The following is a 20802-nucleotide window of genomic DNA, read 5'->3' on the forward strand; positions in this document are numbered from 1 at the left end:
CCATCACAAGAGGTGGCCGCATCATCGCCAAAACGCCGCACGCATCAAGGGTGATTGGTGCGCTGCGATGGGGAGGCCGAAAGAAGCCCGGGCCCATGCCCGGGCTGACGAAGGAGTGAGCGCCGCCGGCATGCGCGAAGCCGATCATCGCACGAGCGGCCCGACATGCGGCCCGGCCTTGGCAAGAGCGCCCGAGCGGGCGGCGTCGTCGAGCGAGCGAAAGAAGGTGTAGGAGAGCGTGATCGTGTTCACGTCGGCGGTGCTGGGATCGCTGGCGATTGCCGGATCGACCCAGAAGCTCAGCGGGAACTGCATCTCCTGGTTCGGCGCCAGGGTCTGCTCGTTGAAGCAGAAGCACGCGGTCTTGTGGAAGTATTTCGCGGCTTTCTCGGGCGTCACGTTATAGGTCGCGACCCCCGTCACCGGCCCGGAATCGAGGTTCCGGGCATGGTAGAAGGCGACCTGCTCATCGCCCAGCTTGACGTGAACCTCGTTCTGCTCCGGCAGGAAGCGCCAGGGAAGCGTCGGGTTCGTGTCGGCATTGAAGCGGACTGCGATCGTCTGCGCGATCACACCCGGGCTGGCTGCCGGACCGATCTTGGGTGTCCCGCCATAGCCGGTCGCCGCGCAGAAGGCGCGATAGAGCGGCACCGCGGCGAACGACAGCCCGACCATCCCCGCGATGACCCCGAACAGCGACAACGCCAGAACGGCATTGCCACGCGGCTGCTTCGGTCGAGGCGCCTGCTGCGTCGACTGCTTCATGTCAGGGGGCCAGGTCCGGCTTGGTCAACTTGACCATCGCCACCGCGTAGAACAGGCCGGACAGCGCGATGAGCACGATCAGCATGGCGATATTCCGGCCGCGGCGCCGCCGCGCGACCAGCTTCGACTCGTCGCGTGACAGCGGCGGCAGCTGCTTCGGATTCATGCCCATGGGATCAACCGATCATCCGGTCCACCGCGAGCGCCGCGAACAGGACGAACAGATACAGGATCGAGAACTTGAAAGCGGCCTTCGCCGGGGCGTCCCCGGTCAGGCTGACGCCAGCGGCGTCCTGCCGGTCGCGCGCCACACGCCAGACGCTGGCCAGGAAACCCAGGCCGAGCACCAGCGCCGAGAGGCCGTAGATGGCGCCGGTCTGATGCAACATCCATGGCAGCAGGCTGAGCGGCACCAGCAGGAGGGTGTAGAGAACGATCTGCCGCCGCGTCTCAGTCGCGCCGGCCACCACCGGCAGCATCGGCACGCCCGCGCGCTGGTAGTCGGTATGCGCCCACAGCGACAGCGCCCAGAAATGCGGCGGCGTCCAGAAGAAGATGATCGCGAACATCAGCACCGGCATCACGTCGAGCCCGCCGGTCACCGCCGCCCACCCGATCACCGGCGGGAAGGCGCCGGCAGCGCCGCCGATGACGATATTCTGCGGCGTCCGTCGCTTCAGCCACATCGTATAGACGAAAACATAGAAGGCGATGGAAAGGGCCAGCACCGCGGCGGCCAGGGCGTTGGTCGCCAGACCCATCACCAGCACGGACGCGACGGCCAGCGTCACGCCGAAGCCCAGCGCCTCACCGGCGCGGATCCGCCCGGCCGGAATCGGCCGGTTTTTGGTTCGCCGCATCACCGCGTCGATATCGCGGTCGTACCACATATTGATCGCCCCGGCCGCACCGGCGCCGACGGCGATGCACAGGACCGCCGTGAAGGCCAGTATCGGATGCAGATGCCCGGGCGCCACCAGCAGCCCGACCAGCCCGGTGAACACCACCAGGGTCATCACCCGCGGCTTGAGCAAGGCGATCCAGTCACCCGCGCTGGAGACACCGATACCCTGTGCCGAAAGCGACGCCAGGGAGGGTGGCTCACCCCCCCTGCCCTCGCCGAGCGCCGCGCTTGCAGCCTCAATCATGACATCACCCGATCAGCGGATACGTGGCAGTTCCTCGTAAGTGTGGAACGGCGGTGGCGAAGACACCGTCCACTCCAGGGTCGTAGCCCCTTCACCCCAGTAGTTCTCGGCCACCTGTTCCTTCGAGGTGAAGGTGCGGAAGACCACGTACAGGAAGATCAGCACCGACAGGCCGCCGATATACGAACCGATCGACGCCACCTCGTTCCAGCCGGCGAAGGCATCGGGGTAGTCGACATAGCGGCGCGGCATGCCCTGCAGGCCCAGGAAGTGCATCGGGAAGAAGGTCAGGTTCACGCCGATGAAGGTGACCCAGAAATGCACCTTGCCCCAGAACTCCGGATACTGCCGGCCCGACATCTTGCCGATCCAGTAGTAGAATCCCGCGAAGATCGAGAACACCGCGCCCAGCGACAGCACGTAGTGGAAATGGGCGATCACGTAGTAGCTGTTGTGCAGGACCTGATCGAGGCCGGCATTCGCCAGCACCACGCCCGTCACGCCGCCGATCGTGAACAGGAAGATGAAGCCGATCGCCCACAGCATCGGCGTCGCCAGCTCGATCGATCCCCCCCACATGGTGGCGATCCACGAGAAGATCTTGATGCCCGTCGGCACCGCGATGATCATCGTCGCGGCCATGAAATAGGCGCGGGTGTCGACGTCCATGCCCGAGACGAACATGTGGTGCGCCCACACCACGAAGCCCACCACGCCGATCGCGACCATGGCGTAGGCCATGCCGAGATAGCCGAACACCGGCTTGCGGCCGAAGGTGGAAACGATGTGGCTGACGATCCCGAAGCCGGGCAGGATCATGATGTACACTTCGGGGTGCCCGAAGAACCAGAACAGATGCTGGAACAGCACCGGATCGCCGCCGCCCTGCGGATCGAAGAACGCCGTGCCGAAATTGCGGTCGGTGATCAACATGGTGATCGCGCCGGCCAGCACGGGGATCGCGAGCAGCAGCAGGAACGCCGTCACCAGCATGCCCCACACGAACAGCGGCATCTTGTGCAGCGTCATGCCGGGGGCGCGCATGTTGAAGATGGTGGTGATGAAGTTGATGGCGCCCAGCAGCGACGAAATGCCGGCCAGATGCAGCGCGAACAGCGTGAAGTCCAGCGCCGGGCCGCTCTGGTAGGTCGCATTTGACAGCGGCGGGTACAGCGTCCAGCCCGAGCCCGCGCCATCGCCGCTCAGCAGACCAGCCATGATCAGGCAGAATGCCGGCACGAGCAGCCAGAAACTGATGTTGTTCAGCCGCGGGAACGCCATATCCGGCGCGCCGATCATCAGCGGCACGAACCAGTTGCCGAAGCCGCCGATCAGGGCCGGCATGACCACGAAGAAGATCATGATCAGCCCGTGCGCGGTGACCACCGCGTTCCATTGCTGGCCCGACGTGAAGTGGTGCATGCCCGGCGACGCCAGTTCGATGCGCATCCAGATCGACAACGCGCCGCCGACCAGCCCCGCGAGAACCGCGAAGATCAGATAGAGCGTGCCGATGTCCTTGTGGTTGGTGCTGCCGAGCCAGCGGGCTGCAAACCCAGGATAATGGCCATGACGGTCGTCATGGCCGTGATGCGCGTGGTCGTGGGCGGTAGCACTCATCTTAGGTCTCCTTCATGCACCGACATGCGGGGTCAGTGCTGAATCTGCGCAACCGCCAGCCGCTCAGGCGCGACGGGGGTCGTGGATGCGGCGGGAACGGCGCCCTGCTCGGCGAACTTGGTCTTGGCCTGCTTCACCCAGGCCTCGAACTCGGCCGGCGGCACGGCATGGACCGAGATCGGCATGAAGCTGTGGTTGTTGCCGCAGACCTGGTTGCACTCGCCGTAATAGTCACCGGGCTGGTCGACCCGCACCCAGGTCTCGATCGTGCGGCCCGGGATCGCGTAGCGCTGAACGCCGAGGCTCGGAATGTAGAAGCTGTGGATCACGTCGGCACTGGTGGCGAGGATCCGGATATTCTTCCCGGCCGGCAGCACCAGCGGATTGTCGACATCGAGGAGACGCAGCTGTCCCGGCTTCAGCTGGTCGGTCGGGACCATGTAGCTGCTGAAATTGACGTTGTCATGATCCGGGTATGCGTATTCCCAGTACCACTGATGCGCCGTCACCTTGATGGTCATGTCGGCATCATGAGTGCGGTCCTGGTAGTAGACGAGGCGGAAGCTCGGGATGGCGATCACCACCAGGATCAGCACCGGCACGACGGTCCAGGCCACTTCCAGCACCGTGTTGTGGCTGGTGCGGCTGGGGTTCGGATTGCGGCTGGCATTGTAGCGATACATCACCCAGCCAAGCAGGCCGGCGACGAAGACGGTGATCGCCGTGATGATCACCAGCACGATGTCGTGCAGGCTCGTCACAGCATGCGCGACCGGGCTGCCTGGCGCCTGCATCCCGATGTTCCAGTTCGTCGGAGTCTGCGCCATGACGCTCCCGGCACAGCCCAGGGCGCCGGTGGCAATGAGAGCAAATGCGGCACTAAGCCGCCGGAGAACGTGCATCGGCCGATCCATCCCGCTGAGAAATCGCGAGGTGAGCGACCACCCCGCGCTGCAAGATGTGGGCTACAAGACCCTTACGTCCAGATCAAGGCCCGTTCATCCGCGGCCCCCCGCCGCGACGTCAGTTTGGCAGGCGCGCCAGGGTGAAGAGACCGAGCGGCGGCACCGGCGTAAGGGTGCATTGCGCCCGGTCCTCGGGGCTGAACAGGGCGTCAACCGAGAAATCCGGATGCCAGCCCAGCGCGCGAGAGGCCGGCGCCAATGTCCGCTCCGCCCACCAGCGCGGGCCGCGCTCGGCGGCGAAGTGGTTCACGAACAGGATGTGGCCACCCGGCCGCACGACGCGACGCATCTCCGCCAGCAGCCGCCGCGGATGCGGCACGACCGAGGCGACGAACATCGCCACCGCCGTGTCGAAGCAGGCGTCGGGGAAGCCGGTTTGCTCGGCGTCCATCTCCAGCAGCGCGTCCACGTTGCCGAGGCGCTGGTCCTGGACCCGGGTGCGGGCGCGGTCGAGCATCTCTGCCGACAAATCGATGCCGGTGATCCGCTTGGCCGGGGCGTAACGCGGCAACGCCAGCCCGGTGCCGACACCGACCTCGAGCACCTTGGTGCCCGGCAGCCGGTTCACCTCCATGACCGCCCGGCGCCGCCCCCAGGCGGAGATGCCACCGAAGACGGCATCATAGACGCCCGCCCAGCGCCGATAGGCGGCTCGAACAGCATCGGCATCGAGGGCCGAGTGCGGCGCAGGCGATCGGTGGGTTTCGGTGGCATGGCTCATGAGAGACGGGTCCTGGTGCCCACCGCGCGGCACGGCTGGGCCCGACAGCAAATACTTGTCAGGTGTCTCTAACACGTCCACTCCGCAGTGGGGAGAGGGCGCACGCAGCACGATTGAGGCATCGCGGGTCAGCCGCCTCCCACGGCCGCGGGGCACCGGCGCACATCGCCAGCCCGGCGGCCTCGCCACCAGGGCGGCGCCGAGCCGTTTACACGTTCCGGACGAACAAGATCAGTCGGCGGCGGCGAGGTTCACGGCTGCAGCCCGGCCATTCTGCTGCTGTTCGATATCGAACCCGACCTTCTGGCCTTCGTTCAAGGTCCGCATCCCGGCTTTCTGTACGGCGCTGATATGGACGAAAACGTCCTTGCCCCCGGTATCAGGGGCGATGAAGCCGTAACCCTTGGTCGGGTTGAACCATTTGACTGTACCCTTGGGCATCGACGCACCGCCTCTCCTTGCTGCGGACGCCCGGTTCGGGACAATGGCTCGATGCGCCGATAAAAGACTATCCCGATCGACACGACCCGTCCGAACGTCCTCGTGAATCCGGACGCGTGCCCCGCACTTGCGACAGCCGGACGCGCATCCCACCCGGCGGCGAGCCGTCCGTGTTCTGCTGCGGGATCTGTGCTCGCCGGCGTCTGAAACGATACCCGCGCTGGCAGCCCCCACGCAACGGATGCGCGGCCCATGTAAGAGAAGGTTATCAGGCGGCCTCTTCGCGCCGGTCCCGGACTTTCACGTAAGCGACCTGGGCATGCTCGGCGCAGTAGGGCTTCCCGGCCGCCGCCTCGGCGTCGCAGAACCGGAAGCTCTTGGTTCCGGGCTCACCGATCGGCCAGCAACAGGCGGCCGCGCGTCCAAAACGCGGCTGTACCGGGCGAACCGGCGCCGATCGCGCCGCGGCGGCAGGCGCCGCCGGCGCGCCCGCCGCAACCTTCGGCGGCGCCACGGCTCGCTGGGCCTCGACAATCACGGGGGCGTCGGCGGAGAGCGGGGGCAAGGTCGGGCCGGTCACGCGGCGCGGCACCGGCGGGCGCGGCATGCCGCCCGCTGCACCGTCGCGCCGGATCGGCGACGGCCGCGCCGGCAGATTCAGCCGATGCGCCTTCCCCACCACGGCGTTCTTCGAGACATTCATCCGCCGGCCGATCTCGGCAGTGGAGAGTCCCTCCGCCCAGAGCGCGCGCAAGCGCGCGATCGTCTCGTCGTTCCACTCCATCTCGTGGTCCTCCTGCCGTCCTGGCCACAAGATATGGTAGACGGACCGCAGGGCGGGTCAACGACAGATGGCGACTCGGGCGCAAAAAGTTGTGGAAAAGTCCGTTATGAACCCTAAATGTTGTGGTTCAGAACAGCAAGCCCCGCTTCAGCAGCCCGTGGATGCCCTTCTCGCCGTTCACGGTCTGTGTCACCCGGAAGTCGACGGCCAGTGAACAGAACTGGTACGCCTCCTGCCGCGACAGGTTGCTGCGGCTGCAGATGAAGGCGATCATCTCGCGCAGCGCCTGCTTCATCGCCAGGTCCAGGTCCTCGTTCATCCCCATGGTGATGTAATGGGTCGCCGTCTCGGCCCGCGGATAGGCCAGCAACGGGCCCGGCCCGGCCTTCTTGTGCAGCGTCAGCGTGAATGTGCCGGTCAGGCACATCTCCAGCGCGTTGATGCAGACCTCGCCGTCGCCCTGCACGCCATGCCCGTCGCCGGCCGAGAACAGCGCGCCCGGCGCCCAGACCGGCAGAAACAGGGTGGTACCCGCGCCCAGTTCCTTGTTGTCGAGATTGCCGCCATGCTCGCGCGGCTGGATCGTCGAAATCGTGCCGTAGGCCGGCCGCGGGGCCACGCCCATCACACCGAAGAACGGTGCCAGATCGAGTTCTGCGCCATAAGGCAGCTTGCAGGTCCCCCGTGCCCGGTCCACGGGGATATGGGTCAGGAATCGCTCGGGGAAATCCTCCGGCAACGTGCCCGCCAGCGGGCGGAAGCCGCAGAACCCCCAATCGGCGCCGAACGCGATCTTCTCGATCTTCACTTCCAGCATGTCGCCCGGTTCGGCGCCAGCCACCGCCACCGGGCCGGTGATGATATGGCCGGCCCCACGGGGCACGGCGGCATGGATCGCCGCCAACGCCGGCGGAACCTGGAAGCCGGAGCCGGGCGGCGGCAGCGTCTCCGGTGCGCCCGACACGCATTCCAGCACGACCGTCTCACCCGAGTTGATCGTCAGGACCGGCGGGAAGGCCGCGTCGAACTGGCCCCAGCGGACGGTCGCGGGCGTTGCAGCGATGTGGTGCGTGGCCATGGCAGGCTCCGGTCGGTCGAGTTTCACAATATGAAGAGGGATAAGGAACGCCGCGTGCTATGCCCGGGCGGCTCCCGGCAGCCCCATTCTTGCGGCCACGCCGGGGAAATCGGCCGCAGTCGGGTGGCGGTCGGAGGGTTCGGTGCCGTCCTCGGCGCGGACCAGCTGACAGGTGCGCATGCCCGCCGCCGCTGCCGCGTCCAGCTCGGCCTCGACATCGGACAGGAACAGGATCTCGACCGGCGGCACATGCATGGCGATCGCCAGTCGCGCATAGCTGTCAGGCTCACGCTTGCCGCCGACCCTGGTATCGAAGAAGCCGGAAAACAGGCGGGCCAGGTCGCCCGCCGTGGAATGCCCGAAAATGAGCTTCTGCGCCTCGACCGAGCCGGATGAATACACGTACAGACCCAGACCGGCCCCCGCCCAGCGCCGCAGGGCCGGCGGCACATCCGGGTAGATCGCCCCCTTCAGCGCACCGTTCAGATAGCCCTCGCGCCAGATCATGCCTTGCAGCGCCTTCAGCGGCGTGACCTTGGCATCCTGGTCCATCCATTGCAGCAGCGCCTGCAGCTCCGGCTTGCCCGGCGTCATGCGGCGGATCTCGGCGAGCTCGGCCGCCACGTCCGGCCGCTGGGCATGGGTTTCCACCCATTCCGGCAGCCGGGCCCGGGCGAACGGGAACAGCACGTCGCGGACGAAGGCGATCGGGGTGGTGGTCCCTTCGATATCCGTCAGGATCGCCGCAGGCGGCAGCACCGTCACGTCGCGGCGGAGGGCGTGGCGACCGAGGCCGGGAAGCGTTCGCTGATCGCATCGCCGGTATACTGCGCCACCCAGCCGGACGCGTCCGTGAACACGCGCAGCGCCGTGAAGAACGGCGCCGCGCCGGCATCGAACCAGTGCCTGGTGCCGGCAGGCACGCTGATCAGGTCGCCCTGCACGCAATGCGCGTCATAGATCCTGCCGCCCACGTGCATGATGAAGTTGCCGCTGCCATGCACGAAGAAGCGCACCTCGTCCTCGGTGTGCGTGTGCTCCGACAGGAACTTCTGGCGCAAGGCGGCCGCGTTCGGATTGTCCGGCGTCAGCTTGATGACGTCGGCCGAGCCGGCGCCGGTCTCGCCCATCAGCCCGTTCAGGTAGGGACGATAGGCCTCAAGGATCTTCTCGGCGGAATCCTCGGGCGACAGGGTCACCGGGCTGTCCCATCGCTCGAACCGCACGCCGACGCCGCGCAGTTCCCGCGCGATCGCTCCGGCATCCTCGGTCGCCAGGATGGGCGTGCCAGGGGCATCGTCCTGGTAGACGGTCAGGCGGCTCATCGTTCCAGCCTCCTTCTTTCGAGCTCGCAGGCCAGCAGGAATTCCAGCCCCTCCAGCCGGGCCAGCGCCGCCGGCATGTCGGGACCCCAAACATAAACGCCATGGCCACGAATCAAATAGCCCAGTGGGCTGCCCGCGGCGACCACCGGCTCCACCGCTGCGGCCAGCCGGGCGATGTCCTGATCGTTGGCGAAGACCGGCAGCTCCAGCGCCACATCATGCGTCGCCTGTCCCTCGAACGCCTTCAGGACCTCGTAGCCGGCCAACCGGATCGGCCGGTCGCCGGCCATCGACAGCACCGTGGCCGCCACCGAATGGCCGTGAAGCGCCGCGCCGACACCGGGGAACAGGCGGTACAGCTGGCAATGCAGCAGCGTCTCCGCGCTGGGTTTGCCAGCCGTCAGCGGGCGCCCCTGCAGGTCCACCTGCATCACCCCGTCGGCATCGAGGAAGCCCTTGTGTCCGCCGCTGCGGGTAATGGCGATGCGGCGCTCATCCAGCCTGACGCTGATATTGCCGGCGGTCGCAGGCACCCATCCACGGGCATCCATCCGACGCCCCGCCTGAACGATCGCCTCGATCGCCCAGGCGGGCGTCGGCTGCATCGAGCGTCAGCCGCGATTGGCGGCCGTCGACTGCGTGCTGCCAGTCGACGTACCGGCGGTCGACGTGCCGGCGCCGGGGCCGGAAATCGAGCCGGACGGCTTCTCCGCGCTCGCCTCCATGGAATCGTCGCTGTCATCAGCCATGTTCTTCTTGAACGACTTGATGCCCTTGGCAAAGTCGCCCATCAGGTTGCTGACCTTGCCGCTGCCGAACAGCAGAAGCACGACCAGAAGCACGACCAGCCAATGCCAAATGCTGAAACTACCCATAGTTCCCTCCAACCGGGTGGACCGCCGTGTTCGACGACATGGCCCGCCCGAGTGTCCGGTGCAAGCGATGTTTCGCAGGGTGCGTAGCCTGGATCGTGCAGGAAGGCCAGCACCCACGCGCTCGGCCAGGGATTCGGCATAGTGTCCTGCCCCCGAAGTTCGCCACCTATGCGGACTTCAGATTCAAGAGAGTAGCGCCTGCCCGCTAGCCGCCGACATAGCGCGCCCGCGGGAGCGGTCGGCCCCGATTGTCAATGGCATAGACCGCCGCCGGCCGGGTCGCGCGCACCAGTTCTTCATGCGTCGCCGGGCGTGGCGGCAGCACGAAACCATAGGTCGAATACGTGAATATGCCGAGCTGATTGGACGGCGGGTACCAGACCCGCACCTGGGTCCAGTCGTTCCGCTCGGAGACGTCAACGACCAGCTGATCTTCGTCGAGTTCGTCCCTCACCCAGTTGGCCGAAATGACCGTGATCTGCCGCGGTGTCAGGATACGCGACACCACGGACACATGACCCGACGACAACCGCGAGGAGCGGCGGAACACCAGCACGCCGCCCACCATCGGGCTGCTGGCGCGGCCGTAACGGCCGGCCGCCCCGTCCCACCACGTGGCGGCGTCGCCATAAAGCGCGATGCCCGACAGTTCCCGCGCAAACGGTGCGCAGGTCAGGCCCGGATGGCGGCTGGTCGCCGCCAGGTTCGGGCCGGTGCGCGGCGACGAAGCGCAGGCGGACAGCGCCCCCGCAACGACGAGGAGAGCAAGCCTGAGCGATATGCGGATGATGCGGTGCATGCCAGTCCGAACATATCAACATCACCCCACAAGTACTGCAACGGATTGTGATTCAGACTTCCAGGAGCGTGTTCAGGACATCGATGCCCGGCACCGGCCTGAAAACCGCTCGGCCGATCCTCGCCCTGCCGCACCGACACGCGGACACGGACAGGCGGATCGGCAGCCGTGGTCGTGCAAAGCTCCTCACATATTCGTGGGCGTGAACATTGTTGCGTTGCATACCGCCGGTTCGTCCCAATTTAACCGTCCGTTGATACCGGGCGATTACGATTGTGCCCTGAGGCCGTTTGGCTGGCTTCGAGCTCCCTCCTTGACCGCGCCACGTGAACCGAACGCTGGCGCGGCTCCTTCGGGCGGTGCGGCGTGTTCGCACCGCCCGCTTTTATTACGCGGCCGCGTGTCACCCCAGGCCCCAGACGCCCCAGGCCGCGGCCGTGCCGGCAAGAATGGCGAGCGACAGGCTGCGGGTGGCCACCATGGTCACCAGCGTGGCGGCGGCGCCGACCACCGGCTGCGTGCCGCCCGCCACCAGCGCGGGCACCACGAAGCTCACAAACAGCGTGCCGGGAATATGCGCCATGACCGCGCGCAGCAGCGGCGTCGGCTTGATCTGGCGGAACAGCCAGTAGCCGCCGCCGCGGCAGGCATAGGTCGCCAGCGCCATGCCGATAATGGCCGCGAGTGTCCAGGGATCGAGCCTCATCGGCGGAAATGGTCCCGCAGGCCGCCGGTCATGCTCCCCGCCAGCGCGCCGGCGACGATGTACCACGCGGTACCGGGGAGCAGTCGCGCCGTGACCACCGCCACACCGCCCGCGATCACCCATGGCAGCACATCGCCCCACCCGCGCCACATGTTCGCAAGCATGGACACGAACACGGCCAGGGCGGCGAAGAACAACGGATGTCCCGGCGGCAGGCTGAGCACCGTTCCCATGGCATGGCCGATGCCGCCGGTCACGATCCACCACACCCACATGATGAGCCCGCTGCCGAGCAGGACCCCGGCATCGCGCCCGCCCGCGGTCATGTCGCCCAGGGCCTGAGCCCAGTTCTGATCGGCCATCACGAACAGGCTGCCCCACAACCGCCAGCCGCGCAGGCGGTCCAGCCACGGGCTCAGCACCGGCCCCATCAGCGCCATGCGCAGGTTCACCGCGAAGGTCGCCAGGGTGGCGGCCACCACCGGCGCCGGATGCGCCCAGTTGGCCAGCACCACTAGCTGCGCCGACCCGGCATAGACCGAGGCGCTCATCAGAAAGGTTTCCAGGAACGACAGCCCCGCCCCCTGCGCGGTGATGCCGCAGACGAGCCCGAACGGCGTCACCCCGATCAACAGCGGGATGCATTCCTTCATCCCGCGCAGGACGCCGGCGCGGGTGAAGACGACCGGAGCACTCGACGAAGCGGTCACGACTGGCGCAGCCGGTTCACCAACGCTTCGGCCTCGTCTTCCGCCATGCGCAAGGCCCGTGACGCGACATCCTGGGGGAAGCCCGCGCGCGCCAGGACGCCGAGTTCGCGGCGATGGATATCGGCCATCGCCGCCTCATCGTCGCACATCCGCCGGAACGGCCCGATGCGGCGCCGGCGGGCGAACGACAGCGCCGCGGCCAGTTCCGTTTCGGCGTCGCCCGGCACGGCGCGCGCGACCGTCTCGGCGGCCACGCCGCGGGCCGCGAGGTGGGCCGCGACGGCCCGACGGGAGCGGCCGGACCGTGTCAGGCTGCGCGCCCGGCTTTCGGCGAAGGCCGCATCGTTCACCACGCCCGCGGCCGCAAGCCGCGCCACCACCGCCCGCACTGCCCGCTTCGCCGCCAGCACCGCATCCGGGTCCGGGGACGCGGCCGCACGCGCCCAGCGATCCACGCGCCGGTCGAGCACGCGGACCAGGCCGGCCTGGGTGGTGGCATAGCGGGCAAGATGCGCCAGCGCCGCCTCGTGCAATGCCGCCTCGGTGGGCGGTCCTGGGTGTGTTTCAGTCATGCCGGCACGATGCCATTTCCGCCCGCGCGGCGAAACGCGGCGCCGGGCACCGCACGCAGACCGGCTATGCACACGCCCATCGGCGCGCCCATGCGCAAGACGAAGGTTTGACTTCGCCTCGCTGGCCAGATCATTGTTTCCGCTTTCCTGGAACCGCCCGCACATGGGTGCTGCGGTGGGACAACCCTGGGAAAGACGTCCCCAAGCCGGGACAAACGAGGACCAAAAGGAATGATCCCCGCCCTTATGCCGACCTACAACCGCGCCAACCTCGCTTTCGAGCGGGGCGAGGGCGCTTGGCTGTACACGGTCGACGGGCGACGATTCCTCGATTTCGGGTCCGGCATCGCCACCTCCTCCCTCGGCCACAACAACAAGCATCTGGCCGACGCGATCGCCGAGCAGGCCCACAAGGTCATGCATGTCTCGAATCTGTACCGCGTGCCCGGCGCCGAGCGCCTGGCCGAGCGGCTGGTCGAGGCAACGTTCGCCGACAGCGTGTTCTTCTGCAACTCGGGCGCCGAGGCGAACGAGGGCATGGTGAAGATGATGCGCAAGGCGATGTACGAGACCGGCCAGACCGACCGCTACCGCGTCATCTGCTTCGAAGGCGCCTTCCATGGCCGCACGCTGGCCATGCTGGCGGCGACGGGCAACCCGAAATACCTGAAGGGTTTCGGCCCGGAGGTGGACGGCTTCGACCACGTGCCGTTCAACAACCTCAACGCCGTGCGCGACGCGATCGGGCCGAACACCGCCGGCATCCTCATCGAGCCGGTGCAGGGCGAAGGCGGCATCCGTCCGGCGCATCTGCAGTTCCTGCGCGACCTGCGCTCCACCTGCGACGAGTTCGGCCTGATCCTGGGCATGGACGAGATCCAGTGCGGCATGGGGCGCACCGGCAAGCTGTTCGCGCATGAATGGGCCGGCATCACGCCCGACGTCATGAGCGCCGCGAAGGGCATCGCCGGCGGCTTCCCCATGGGGGCGATCCTGGCCAAGGAGCATGTGGCCCGGCATCTGGTGCCCGGCACGCACGGCACCACCTTCGGCGGCAACCCGCTGGCCTGCGCCGCTGCCAATGCGGTGCTGGACGTGATGCTGGCGCCGGGCTTCCTGCCCGACGTGGACCGCAAGGCGCGCAAGCTGTGGAACCTGCTGCAGGACGTGGTGCGCGCCTTCCCCGACGTGTTCGAGGAGGTGCGCGGCGCCGGCCTGATCCTGGGCCTGAAATGCGTGGCGCCCCAGGGCGAGGTGCAGGAGGCCTTCACCGCCGAGGGCCTGCTGACCGTCACCGCCGGCGAGAACGTGGTGCGCCTGGTGCCGCCGCTGGTGATCACCGACGCCGACATCGCCGACGCCGTGGCGATGATGCGCCGTGGCGCCGCGCGCTGCCGCCCCAGCGGCAGCAAGGTCGCCGCGAAGTGAGCGGCGCGGCTCTGCGGCGGACCCGGTCCGGCATGGCGGCGCCAACGGGCGGAACGGACTCCGGCGGGGCGCGCACTGCGCCCCGCCACTTCCTGGATATCCGCGATTTCGACACGGCGACGCTGCGCCACATGCTCGACATCTCCAGCGGCTTCAAGGCCGCCGGCGGCGTGTCGTCGCGCCCGCTCGCGGGCAAGACCATCGCGCTGATCTTCGAGAAGCCCAGCACCCGCACCCGCGTCAGCTTCGAGGTGGCGATGCGCCAGCTCGGCGGCGATGTGGTCATGATCTCCGGCCGCGACACCCAGCTCGGTCGCGGCGAGACCGTGGCCGACACGGCGCGCGTGCTGTCGCGCTACGTCGATGCGATCATGATGCGCACGGACGCGCCCGAGAAGCTGATCGAGATGGCCCAGTACGCCACCATTCCGGTGATCAACGGCCTGACCGCGGCATCGCATCCCTGCCAGCTCATGGCCGATGTGATGACGTTCGAGGAGCATCGCGGCCCGATCGCAGGGCAGGTGGTGGCGTGGTGCGGCGACGGCAACAACGTCGCGCGCAGCTGGATCGAGGCGGCGGCGCGCTTCGGCTTCACCCTGCGCCTCGCCACTCCGGACAGCCTGCGGCCGCCGGCCGAGCTGGTTGAATGGGCACGCGCCCAAGGGGCGAAGATCGAGGTGACCAGCGATCCTGCTGCCGCCGTGGCCGGTGCGCGCTGCGTGGTGACGGATGCCTGGGTCAGCATGTCCGACGACCCGAATTCCAACCGTCACAATCTGTTGGCGCCCTATCGGGTCGATTCCGCGCTGATGGCCAAGGCGGCGCCGGACGCGATTTTCATGCACTGCCTGCCGGCCCATCGCGGCGAGGAAGTGACCGCCGAGGTGATCGACGGTCCGCAATCCGTCGTGTTCGACGAGGCTGAGAACCGCCTGCATGCCCAGAAGGGTGTACTGGCCTGGGCCCTGGGCGCCGCCCGCTAGCGTTCCTGGAAGCGGGTCCATCTGCCGCGCAGATGGACCCGTTCTCAACAAACGATTTCCCGCAAGCCCCGGACCCGCCTAGCGTTCGGCCAGGCCTGAACGGGCCGGCGGTACACGCGACACCGGAGCCCAGGCATGTTCGGCACGACCTATCCCATCATCCAGGCCCCCATGGCCGGCGGCACCACCACTCCTGCGCTGGTCGCCGCCGTCAGCAATGCGGGCGCGCTAGGCTCGCTGGGCGCTGCCTACATGACGCCGGCGCAGATCCGCGACACCGTTGCCGAAATCCGCCGCCTGACCGACCGCCCGTTCGCGGTGAACCTGTTCGCCGGCGGCCATGACAGCCCGCACGACGTGGACCCCACGGCGATGCTGGCGATCCTGGCGCGGCACCACGAGGCGCTGGGGCTGCAACGACCAACCATGCCCGCCTGGCCCGCCGACCGCTTTCCCGAGCAGTTCGAGGCCGTGCTGGAAGCCAGGCCCGCCATATTCAGCTTCACCTTCGGCCTTCCCGCCGAGGCGATCCGGCGCGCCAGGGACGCCGGTATCCGCACCGTCGGCACCGCCACCACGGTTGACGAGGCGCAGCGCCTGGAAGCCGCCGGGATCGATGCCGTCGTGGCCCAGGGCAGCGAGGCCGGCGGCCATCGCGGCACCTTCGCCGGGCCGTTCGAGAACGCGATGATCGGCACCATGGCGCTGGTGCCACAGGTGGTCGACGCCGTTTCGGTGCCGGTGATCGCCTCGGGCGGCATCATGGACGGCCGCGGCATCGTGGCCGCCCGGGCGCTGGGTGCGGCGGCGGTGCAGATGGGCACCGCCTTCCTGGGCTGCGACGAGGCCGGCGTCGCCGAGGCGCACAGGACCGCGCTTGAGGCCGGGCACGAGGATGCAGCAACCGTCACCCGCGCCTTCTCCGGCCGGCCTGCGCGGGGGCTGGTGAACGACTTCATGCGCGACGTGCACGCGGCGGAAAAGGCCGGCCCGGTGACGCTGCCCTTCGCGGTGCACGGGGCGCTGACGGGCCCGATGCGCCGCCAGGCCTCCCGCGTGGGCGATATCGAGCGCATGTCGCTCTGGTCCGGCCAGGGCGTGCGCATGTTCCGCCGGATGCCGGCCGCGGAGCTGGTGCGCCGGCTGGTCGAGGAATCCGCGACGGTGGCCGCCGGCCTCGGCTGATACCGCGGCCCTGCGCGATCAGGCCAGCCGCTTCTCCATGTCCACGAAGGTCGGTGCCGAATAGCCGGGATGCGCATGCATCGCGGTTTCCCGGAACCCGCAGGCCTGGAACAGGCGCCGGTTATCGGCCAGCGCCAGCCGGACCGACAGATGCAGGCGCGGCATGCCGCGCCGCCGCGCCTCGGCTTCGGCAGCGGCGACGAGGGCACGGGCCACGCCCCGGCCGCGCCAGCCGGGATGAACCGCAAGCCGGCCCATATACAGGCCGCCGTCCTTTTCCGACCACAGCACCACGCCCACCAGCATCTCCCCGGCCTCGGCACAGGCGCCGCCGCCCGCAGCAAGCGTCGCCGCCACGCTCTCGGCCGACTCGCGCAGGGCGGAGGGGAGCGGATCGGTGACCACGGACTGGGCGGCGAAGGACGCGCGGATCAGCCCGGCGGCACTTGCCGCGTCACCCGCGCGCAGCGCGCGCAGCACGTATTCCGTGTCGGTTCTCATGCGCGCGACAGTAGCCTCGCGGCGCGGCGATGCCTATTTAGCCGGAATGTCCGAAACACCCGCCTTCCTCGACAGCGGGCGCCCAGATGTGCCCGATATCGTCGTCCCCCGTGGGGTCACGCCGTTCTTCCTCCCGCGCCGCCCGGTGCGGGGCCGCCTCGTGCGCCTCGGCCCACTCGCCGACGCGCTGCTGACGCGCCATGACAACCACGACGCCGTGACCCGCACGGCCGGCCAGGCCCTGGCGCTGGTCGCCGCCCTGGCCAGCGCGCTGAAATTCCGCGGCTCGTTCAGCCTGCAGGCCAAGGGCGATGGCCCGCTGAACATGCTGCTGGCCGACTGTACCGATTCCGGGGGTCTGCGCGGCTATGCCCGCGCCGTGCCGGAGCGGCTGCAGGCCCTGCTGGACAGCGACCCGGCCCCCTCGGCCATGTCGCTGCTTGGCAAAGGATACCTGGCCTTCACCGTGGACCAGGGGCCGGACACGGAGCGCCACCAGGGCATCGTCACCATCACCGGCGGCACTCTCGCCGAAATGGCGCTGCATTATTTCGAGACCAGCGAGCAGATCCGTTGCTCGATCCACCTCGCCTGCGACCGCACGGCGTCGGGCTGGCGCGCGGCCGCCCTGATCCTGGAGCGCATCGCCGGCAGCGGCGGCATCGATCCGGACCTGAACGAGGGAGCACAGGAAGAAAGCTGGCGCACCGCGACCACGCTGGCTGCCACTGTCACCGACGCGGAACTGCTGGACGATGCCCTCTCGGCCGACCAATTGCTGTATCGCCTGTTCCATACGGAAGGTGTGGCCACCGACCGGGCGCGGGCGCTCGCCTATGGATGCCGGTGCTCGCGCCAGCGCCTGTCAGGGATTCTGGAAGGCTTCAGCCAGGACGACCTCGACCACATGGCCGTCAACGGCGACATCGTCATGACCTGCGAGTTCTGCAACGTCGATTTCCGCTTCCCCCGCGAGGACGTGCGCGGCCTCGCCGATGGCCGCGCGCACGGGCAGGGCCATTGACCGGCGGGCCCGGACTCCCCAGGCTAGGCGTCCGGTCTGACATTTCTCGGGATCCTGTCGCCACCATGCCTTTTGCCCGAATCGCCGTGCTCGCACTGGGCCTGTTGCTGACCGCGTGCGGCGGCGACACCTCGCCGAGCTTCACGCCGCTCAGTTACGACTACCTGAACAAGATCAAGCTCAACGTCGCCAGGATCGACATCGACGACAACTGGGTGCCGCGGGGCTCGGCCCGGCATGTCGAGTACCTGGCGCCGACGCGCCCCGTGGCGGCGCTGCGCCAGATGGCCGAAGACCGGCTGGTGCCCGGCGGAACCTCCGGGAAGGCGCTGTTCGTCATCGACGACGCCTCGCTGATCCAGAGCAGGACCCTGTACGAGGCCAGCTTCACGGTGCATCTGGACCTGTTGAACGAGGACGGTAGCCGCCGCGGCACCGCCACCGCCAAGGTGCACGGCGCTCGCCCGATCGGCGACGACGATCCTGACAGCGTGCGCAACGACCTGTACGAGCTCGAGCGCAAGATGATGGACGACATGAACGTGGAGCTGGAGTACCAGATCGGCCGCGCGCTGCGCGACCAGCTGCAGACGACCAGCCCGGCCGCGCCGCAGCCCGGCGCCGTCGAAACCCAGGATCTGGACACGCCAAAGAAGCCGTAGACAGCGGCTGCGCCGTCCGCCTACTCGCCGGCGCGCAGGATCTTCAGCGCCCGGCGCAGGCGGGCGATGCCGCCTTTGACATGGCCACGCTCGCACATCCGGTTGCCTTCGGTTTCGAGCGTCTGTGCATCGGCCGACGGGGTTGCCGCGCTGCGCTTGGCATCAGCCACCTCCTTGGCGAGGTGGGTGCAGTATTCGGCCGATTCCGTCATCATTCGAAGGATCGGCGCAGGCTGCAACGGATCCTGCTGGGCGGCCACCTCCGCAAGGCCAATGCCGAACGCCAGCAGCGCGAGCACGACTAACTTTGTGGAAGACATCGCGGGAGTATGATCGCAGTTCCGTGACCGCGCACTGGTCCGTACATGAAGTCGTGTTCACCCGGCAGGTTTCGCCTCCGTCGACGGCAGGCGCAGCACGGCGCGCAGGCCAGGATGATTGTCCTCCAGACGCAGCACGCCGCCATGCAGCGTCGCCACCGCCTGGACCAGCGACAGGCCGAGCCCGGACCCCGGCGTGTTGCGCGCCTGTTCGCCGCGGTAGAAGCGTTCGGTCGCACGGGCCATGCTGTCCTGCGGGATCCCCGGCCCCCCGTCGGCGACCGCGACCGTCACCGCGTCCCGCCCGGCCGACGCGCTCAGGCGGACGACGCCGCCAGGCGGCGAGAATTTCAGGGCATTGTCCAGCAGGTTCGCGACCGCCTGCTGGATCATGTCGCGGTCGCCGAAGACCGGCAGGACGGCGGGGACCTGCTGTTCCAGCACAAGGCCCTTCTCCTCCGCCGCGGCGTCGTAGAGTTCGGCCAGGTCGCGCAACAGCGGCGCGAGGTCGTCCGACGCGAACGCCGAACGCCGCGCCCCCGCCTCGATCTCGGAGATCCGCAGCAGCGCCTGGAACACCGCGACAATGTCGTCGAGATCCGCCTGCGCGCGATCGATGGCGGCGCGCAGGTCGGCCTCGCTGGTGGCATGCAGCGCCGCGTCCTCAAGCCGCGCCCGGGCGCGCGTGATCGGCGTGCGCAGGTCGTGCGCGATCGCGTTGGAGACCTGGCGGACACCGTCCATCAGCCGGCTGATGCGATCGAGCATGTCGTTGATGGTTTCCGCCAGCATGTCGAACTCGTCGCCCTGGCCGGTGACCTGCACGCGCCGCGTCAGGTCGCCGGCGCTGATCGCCGACGCGGTGGCGGAGACGTCGGCGATGGTGACCCGGAACAGGCCGCGCACGGCCCAGGCGCCGACGCTGCCGAGCGCCACCGCGATGCCCGCCGCCCACAGCATGGCGTCGGCAAGCATGTGGCTCAACTGCGACCGTGCCTCGATGTCCCGGCCGATCAGCAGGTGGAAGCCGCCGACCAGGTCGTATTTGTGGACCTTGGCCAGACCCTTCACGCCCGCGCGTTCGATCAGCAGCTCCGTTGACTCGACGTCCACGGTCACGCGCCGGGGCCATTGATCGATATTGCCGGCAATGGGACGCATGTCCGGCCCGGCCAGAAGATAGATGGCGTCATCGTTCACATTGGCGTCGACCCGCTGCCGGATCGCCTCGATCAGGCCCAGCATGCCGCCGTCGTCGAAGCGCTCCAGCAGCCCCTGCCAATCCGTCTCGATCGCCGCGTCGGTCTGACGTTCCAGCAGCCCGGCCGTGGACCACCATAGGAACGCCGCCAAGGCCAGGGCGCTGATGCCGAACAGCCCGGCATAGATCACACCGAAGCGCACGCCGGCCGAACGAAACAGCCGGTCGGGGGAAAGGAAGGACAGGCGGCCGCCTTTGGCTGGACGCGCCGGGCTTGCCTCGACCCCGCCGATGTCGGTCACGGCGCCTCGGGCCTTAGCATGTATCCCGCGTTGCGGACCGTGTGGATCAGCGGTGTCGGGAACGGCTTGTCCACCTTCTGGCGCAGCCGCGACACGTGCACGTCGATCACGTTGGTCTGTGGGTCGAAATGGTAGTCCCACACGCCCTCAAGCAGCATGGTGCGGGTCACCACCTGGCCGGCATGGCGCATGAGATATTCCAGCAGGCGGAACTCGCGCGGCTGCAGGTCGATCTTCTGGCCGTCGCGCTTCACCCCACGCGACAGCAGGTCCATCTCCAGGTCAGCGACCACCAGCTTGGTGGTCGGGCCCTCGCTCTTGCCGCGCCGGGTCAGCGCCTCGACCCGCGCCAGCAGCTCGGCGAAGGCGAAGGGCTTGGTCATGTAGTCGTCGCCGCCCGCCTTCAGCCCGCGCACGCGGTCGTCCACCTGCGCCATGGCGGACAGGAACAGGACCGGCGTGTTGTTGCCTTGCGAGCGCAGCGTCTCCAGCAGCCGCAGCCCGTCGACGCCGCCGGGCAGCATGCGGTCCAGCACGATGGCGTCGAAGCCTTCGCTCGCGGCCAGGAACAGGCCGTCGCGGCCGTTCGCGGCGTGCTCGACGACGTGGCCGGCTTCCTTCAGACCCTTCACCACGAACCCGGCAACGTCCTTGTCGTCCTCGACAACCAGGATACGCATGGCG

Annotated in this window: 26 protein-coding genes; 5 read left to right on the plus strand and 21 right to left on the minus strand. The window is 68.3% G+C overall.

The annotated features are described in order from the left end of the window. Positions 1-144 precede the first annotated feature (144 nt). The 17 genes from OL599_RS02105 to OL599_RS02185 all read right to left on the minus strand — a co-directional run bounded on the left by OL599_RS02105 (position 145) and on the right by OL599_RS02185 (position 12509). Positions 145-765, minus strand: a complete 621-nt coding sequence (locus OL599_RS02105; protein ID WP_264711929.1) for a cytochrome c oxidase assembly protein — start codon at positions 763-765, stop codon at positions 145-147. A gap of 1 nt (position 766) precedes the next feature. Further along, on the minus strand, positions 767-931 hold the full coding sequence (locus tag OL599_RS02110; RefSeq protein ID WP_264711930.1) for a hypothetical protein: 165 nt from the start codon (positions 929-931) through the stop codon (positions 767-769). 10 nt (positions 932-941) lie between these two features. After that, positions 942-1913 (minus strand): heme o synthase, encoded by a 972-nt coding sequence (locus OL599_RS02115; protein WP_264711931.1) that lies wholly within the window; start codon positions 1911-1913, stop codon positions 942-944. Positions 1914-1925: 12 nt separating this feature from the next. After that, on the minus strand, positions 1926-3533 hold the full coding sequence (gene ctaD, locus OL599_RS02120) for a cytochrome c oxidase subunit I (protein WP_264711932.1): 1608 nt from the start codon (positions 3531-3533) through the stop codon (positions 1926-1928). Positions 3534-3565: 32 nt separating this feature from the next. After that, positions 3566-4360 (minus strand): cytochrome c oxidase subunit II, encoded by a 795-nt coding sequence (coxB, locus tag OL599_RS02125; RefSeq protein WP_264711933.1) that lies wholly within the window; start codon positions 4358-4360, stop codon positions 3566-3568. A 196-nt stretch (positions 4361-4556) separates the two neighbouring features. After that, positions 4557-5219, minus strand: coding sequence for a class I SAM-dependent methyltransferase (locus tag OL599_RS02130; protein WP_264711934.1), 663 nt, complete (start codon positions 5217-5219; stop codon positions 4557-4559). Between the two features lie 231 nt (positions 5220-5450). Next, the gene (locus OL599_RS02135) at positions 5451-5660 is read right to left on the minus strand and encodes a cold-shock protein (RefSeq protein WP_264711935.1); all 210 of its coding nucleotides are present in this window, start codon (positions 5658-5660) and stop codon (positions 5451-5453) included. A 268-nt stretch (positions 5661-5928) separates the two neighbouring features. Continuing rightward, entirely contained in the window at positions 5929-6444 is a 516-nt protein-coding gene (locus tag OL599_RS02140; protein ID WP_264711936.1) for a GcrA family cell cycle regulator, read from the minus strand. Between the two features lie 127 nt (positions 6445-6571). Beyond that, entirely contained in the window at positions 6572-7522 is a 951-nt protein-coding gene (locus tag OL599_RS02145) for an acetamidase/formamidase family protein (protein WP_264711937.1), read from the minus strand. 57 nt (positions 7523-7579) lie between these two features. Then, on the minus strand, positions 7580-8287 hold the full coding sequence (gene mtnC, locus OL599_RS02150) for an acireductone synthase (protein ID WP_408886901.1): 708 nt from the start codon (positions 8285-8287) through the stop codon (positions 7580-7582). Beyond that, on the minus strand, positions 8284-8847 hold the full coding sequence (locus OL599_RS02155) for a 1,2-dihydroxy-3-keto-5-methylthiopentene dioxygenase (protein WP_264711938.1): 564 nt from the start codon (positions 8845-8847) through the stop codon (positions 8284-8286). The genes mtnC and OL599_RS02155 overlap by 4 nt, the downstream gene beginning before the upstream one ends. Continuing rightward, on the minus strand, positions 8844-9452 hold the full coding sequence (locus OL599_RS02160; RefSeq protein WP_264711939.1) for a methylthioribulose 1-phosphate dehydratase: 609 nt from the start codon (positions 9450-9452) through the stop codon (positions 8844-8846). The genes OL599_RS02155 and OL599_RS02160 overlap by 4 nt, the downstream gene beginning before the upstream one ends. 6 nt (positions 9453-9458) lie before the next feature. Then, a complete protein-coding gene (locus OL599_RS02165; protein WP_264711940.1) occupies positions 9459-9722 on the minus strand; it encodes a twin-arginine translocase TatA/TatE family subunit in 264 nt (87 codons plus the stop codon). A 205-nt stretch (positions 9723-9927) separates the two neighbouring features. Further along, entirely contained in the window at positions 9928-10521 is a 594-nt protein-coding gene (locus OL599_RS02170) for a CHAP domain-containing protein (RefSeq protein WP_264711941.1), read from the minus strand. Between the two features lie 403 nt (positions 10522-10924). Then, a complete protein-coding gene (locus OL599_RS02175) occupies positions 10925-11227 on the minus strand; it encodes an AzlD family protein (protein WP_264711942.1) in 303 nt (100 codons plus the stop codon). Next, positions 11224-11937 (minus strand): AzlC family ABC transporter permease, encoded by a 714-nt coding sequence (locus OL599_RS02180; RefSeq protein ID WP_264711943.1) that lies wholly within the window; start codon positions 11935-11937, stop codon positions 11224-11226. Before OL599_RS02180 ends, OL599_RS02175 begins: the two co-directional genes overlap by 4 nt. After that, positions 11934-12509 carry a RecX family transcriptional regulator gene (locus OL599_RS02185; RefSeq protein ID WP_264711944.1) on the minus strand — a complete coding sequence of 192 codons (576 nt, stop codon included), beginning with the start codon at positions 12507-12509 and terminating at the stop codon, positions 11934-11936. The genes OL599_RS02180 and OL599_RS02185 overlap by 4 nt, the downstream gene beginning before the upstream one ends. 231 nt (positions 12510-12740) lie before the next feature. Here OL599_RS02185 and OL599_RS02190 point away from each other — a divergent pair, with 231 nt between their 5' ends. The 3 genes from OL599_RS02190 (at position 12741) to OL599_RS02200 (ending at position 16108) form a co-directional block, all read left to right on the plus strand. Then, positions 12741-13937 carry an aspartate aminotransferase family protein gene (locus OL599_RS02190; RefSeq protein ID WP_264711945.1) on the plus strand — a complete coding sequence of 399 codons (1197 nt, stop codon included), beginning with the start codon at positions 12741-12743 and terminating at the stop codon, positions 13935-13937. 32 nt (positions 13938-13969) lie between these two features. Further along, positions 13970-14923 carry an ornithine carbamoyltransferase gene (gene argF, locus OL599_RS02195; RefSeq protein WP_264711946.1) on the plus strand — a complete coding sequence of 318 codons (954 nt, stop codon included), beginning with the start codon at positions 13970-13972 and terminating at the stop codon, positions 14921-14923. A gap of 135 nt (positions 14924-15058) precedes the next feature. After that, positions 15059-16108 carry an NAD(P)H-dependent flavin oxidoreductase gene (locus OL599_RS02200; protein WP_264711947.1) on the plus strand — a complete coding sequence of 350 codons (1050 nt, stop codon included), beginning with the start codon at positions 15059-15061 and terminating at the stop codon, positions 16106-16108. A gap of 18 nt (positions 16109-16126) precedes the next feature. Here the strand turns inward: OL599_RS02200 and OL599_RS02205 are convergent, their stop codons facing one another. Continuing rightward, on the minus strand, positions 16127-16609 hold the full coding sequence (locus OL599_RS02205; RefSeq protein ID WP_264711948.1) for a GNAT family N-acetyltransferase: 483 nt from the start codon (positions 16607-16609) through the stop codon (positions 16127-16129). 46 nt (positions 16610-16655) lie between these two features. On the opposite strand from OL599_RS02205, the gene hslO reads away from it, so the two are divergent. Further along, complete coding sequence (hslO, locus tag OL599_RS02210) at positions 16656-17633, plus strand: Hsp33 family molecular chaperone HslO (RefSeq protein ID WP_264711949.1); 978 nt, start codon at positions 16656-16658, stop codon at positions 17631-17633. A gap of 65 nt (positions 17634-17698) precedes the next feature. Beyond that, a complete protein-coding gene (locus OL599_RS02215) occupies positions 17699-18295 on the plus strand; it encodes a hypothetical protein (protein ID WP_264711950.1) in 597 nt (198 codons plus the stop codon). Positions 18296-18315: 20 nt separating this feature from the next. Here the strand turns inward: OL599_RS02215 and OL599_RS02220 are convergent, their stop codons facing one another. From OL599_RS02220 to OL599_RS02230, 3 genes are all read right to left on the minus strand, one after another. Beyond that, positions 18316-18594 (minus strand): hypothetical protein, encoded by a 279-nt coding sequence (locus tag OL599_RS02220; protein ID WP_264711951.1) that lies wholly within the window; start codon positions 18592-18594, stop codon positions 18316-18318. A 78-nt stretch (positions 18595-18672) separates the two neighbouring features. Then, positions 18673-20118 carry a sensor histidine kinase gene (locus tag OL599_RS02225; RefSeq protein WP_264711952.1) on the minus strand — a complete coding sequence of 482 codons (1446 nt, stop codon included), beginning with the start codon at positions 20116-20118 and terminating at the stop codon, positions 18673-18675. Continuing rightward, positions 20115-20798 carry a winged helix-turn-helix domain-containing protein gene (locus OL599_RS02230; RefSeq protein WP_264711953.1) on the minus strand — a complete coding sequence of 228 codons (684 nt, stop codon included), beginning with the start codon at positions 20796-20798 and terminating at the stop codon, positions 20115-20117. Before OL599_RS02230 ends, OL599_RS02225 begins: the two co-directional genes overlap by 4 nt. Between the last annotated feature and the right edge of the window lie 4 nt (positions 20799-20802).

This window comes from Limobrevibacterium gyesilva, assembly GCF_025989185.1.
GTDB classification, from domain to species: domain Bacteria; phylum Pseudomonadota; class Alphaproteobacteria; order Acetobacterales; family Acetobacteraceae; genus Limobrevibacterium; species Limobrevibacterium gyesilva.

Excerpts from the sequence above, each read along its gene's own strand:
- OL599_RS02105 (WP_264711929.1), bottom strand. The coding sequence starts at position 765 with ATGAAGCAGTCGACGCAGCAGGCGCCTCGACCGAAGCAGCCGCGTGGC.
- OL599_RS02110 (WP_264711930.1), bottom strand. The coding sequence starts at position 931 with ATGAATCCGAAGCAGCTGCCGCCGCTGTCACGCGACGAGTCGAAGCTG.
- OL599_RS02115 (WP_264711931.1), bottom strand. The coding sequence starts at position 1,913 with ATGATTGAGGCTGCAAGCGCGGCGCTCGGCGAGGGCAGGGGGGGTGAG.
- ctaD (WP_264711932.1), bottom strand. The coding sequence starts at position 3,533 with ATGAGTGCTACCGCCCACGACCACGCGCATCACGGCCATGACGACCGT.
- coxB (WP_264711933.1), bottom strand. The coding sequence starts at position 4,360 with ATGGCGCAGACTCCGACGAACTGGAACATCGGGATGCAGGCGCCAGGC.
- OL599_RS02130 (WP_264711934.1), bottom strand. The coding sequence starts at position 5,219 with ATGAGCCATGCCACCGAAACCCACCGATCGCCTGCGCCGCACTCGGCC.
- OL599_RS02135 (WP_264711935.1), bottom strand. The coding sequence starts at position 5,660 with ATGCCCAAGGGTACAGTCAAATGGTTCAACCCGACCAAGGGTTACGGC.
- OL599_RS02140 (WP_264711936.1), bottom strand. The coding sequence starts at position 6,444 with ATGGAGTGGAACGACGAGACGATCGCGCGCTTGCGCGCGCTCTGGGCG.
- OL599_RS02145 (WP_264711937.1), bottom strand. The coding sequence starts at position 7,522 with ATGGCCACGCACCACATCGCTGCAACGCCCGCGACCGTCCGCTGGGGC.
- OL599_RS02155 (WP_264711938.1), bottom strand. The coding sequence starts at position 8,847 with ATGAGCCGCCTGACCGTCTACCAGGACGATGCCCCTGGCACGCCCATC.
- OL599_RS02160 (WP_264711939.1), bottom strand. The coding sequence starts at position 9,452 with ATGCAGCCGACGCCCGCCTGGGCGATCGAGGCGATCGTTCAGGCGGGG.
- OL599_RS02165 (WP_264711940.1), bottom strand. The coding sequence starts at position 9,722 with ATGGGTAGTTTCAGCATTTGGCATTGGCTGGTCGTGCTTCTGGTCGTG.
- OL599_RS02170 (WP_264711941.1), bottom strand. The coding sequence starts at position 10,521 with ATGCACCGCATCATCCGCATATCGCTCAGGCTTGCTCTCCTCGTCGTT.
- OL599_RS02175 (WP_264711942.1), bottom strand. The coding sequence starts at position 11,227 with ATGAGGCTCGATCCCTGGACACTCGCGGCCATTATCGGCATGGCGCTG.
- OL599_RS02185 (WP_264711944.1), bottom strand. The coding sequence starts at position 12,509 with ATGACTGAAACACACCCAGGACCGCCCACCGAGGCGGCATTGCACGAG.
- OL599_RS02190 (WP_264711945.1), top strand. The coding sequence starts at position 12,741 with ATGATCCCCGCCCTTATGCCGACCTACAACCGCGCCAACCTCGCTTTC.
- argF (WP_264711946.1), top strand. The coding sequence starts at position 13,970 with ATGGCGGCGCCAACGGGCGGAACGGACTCCGGCGGGGCGCGCACTGCG.
- OL599_RS02200 (WP_264711947.1), top strand. The coding sequence starts at position 15,059 with ATGTTCGGCACGACCTATCCCATCATCCAGGCCCCCATGGCCGGCGGC.
- OL599_RS02205 (WP_264711948.1), bottom strand. The coding sequence starts at position 16,609 with ATGAGAACCGACACGGAATACGTGCTGCGCGCGCTGCGCGCGGGTGAC.
- hslO (WP_264711949.1), top strand. The coding sequence starts at position 16,656 with ATGTCCGAAACACCCGCCTTCCTCGACAGCGGGCGCCCAGATGTGCCC.
- OL599_RS02215 (WP_264711950.1), top strand. The coding sequence starts at position 17,699 with ATGCCTTTTGCCCGAATCGCCGTGCTCGCACTGGGCCTGTTGCTGACC.
- OL599_RS02230 (WP_264711953.1), bottom strand. The coding sequence starts at position 20,798 with ATGCGTATCCTGGTTGTCGAGGACGACAAGGACGTTGCCGGGTTCGTG.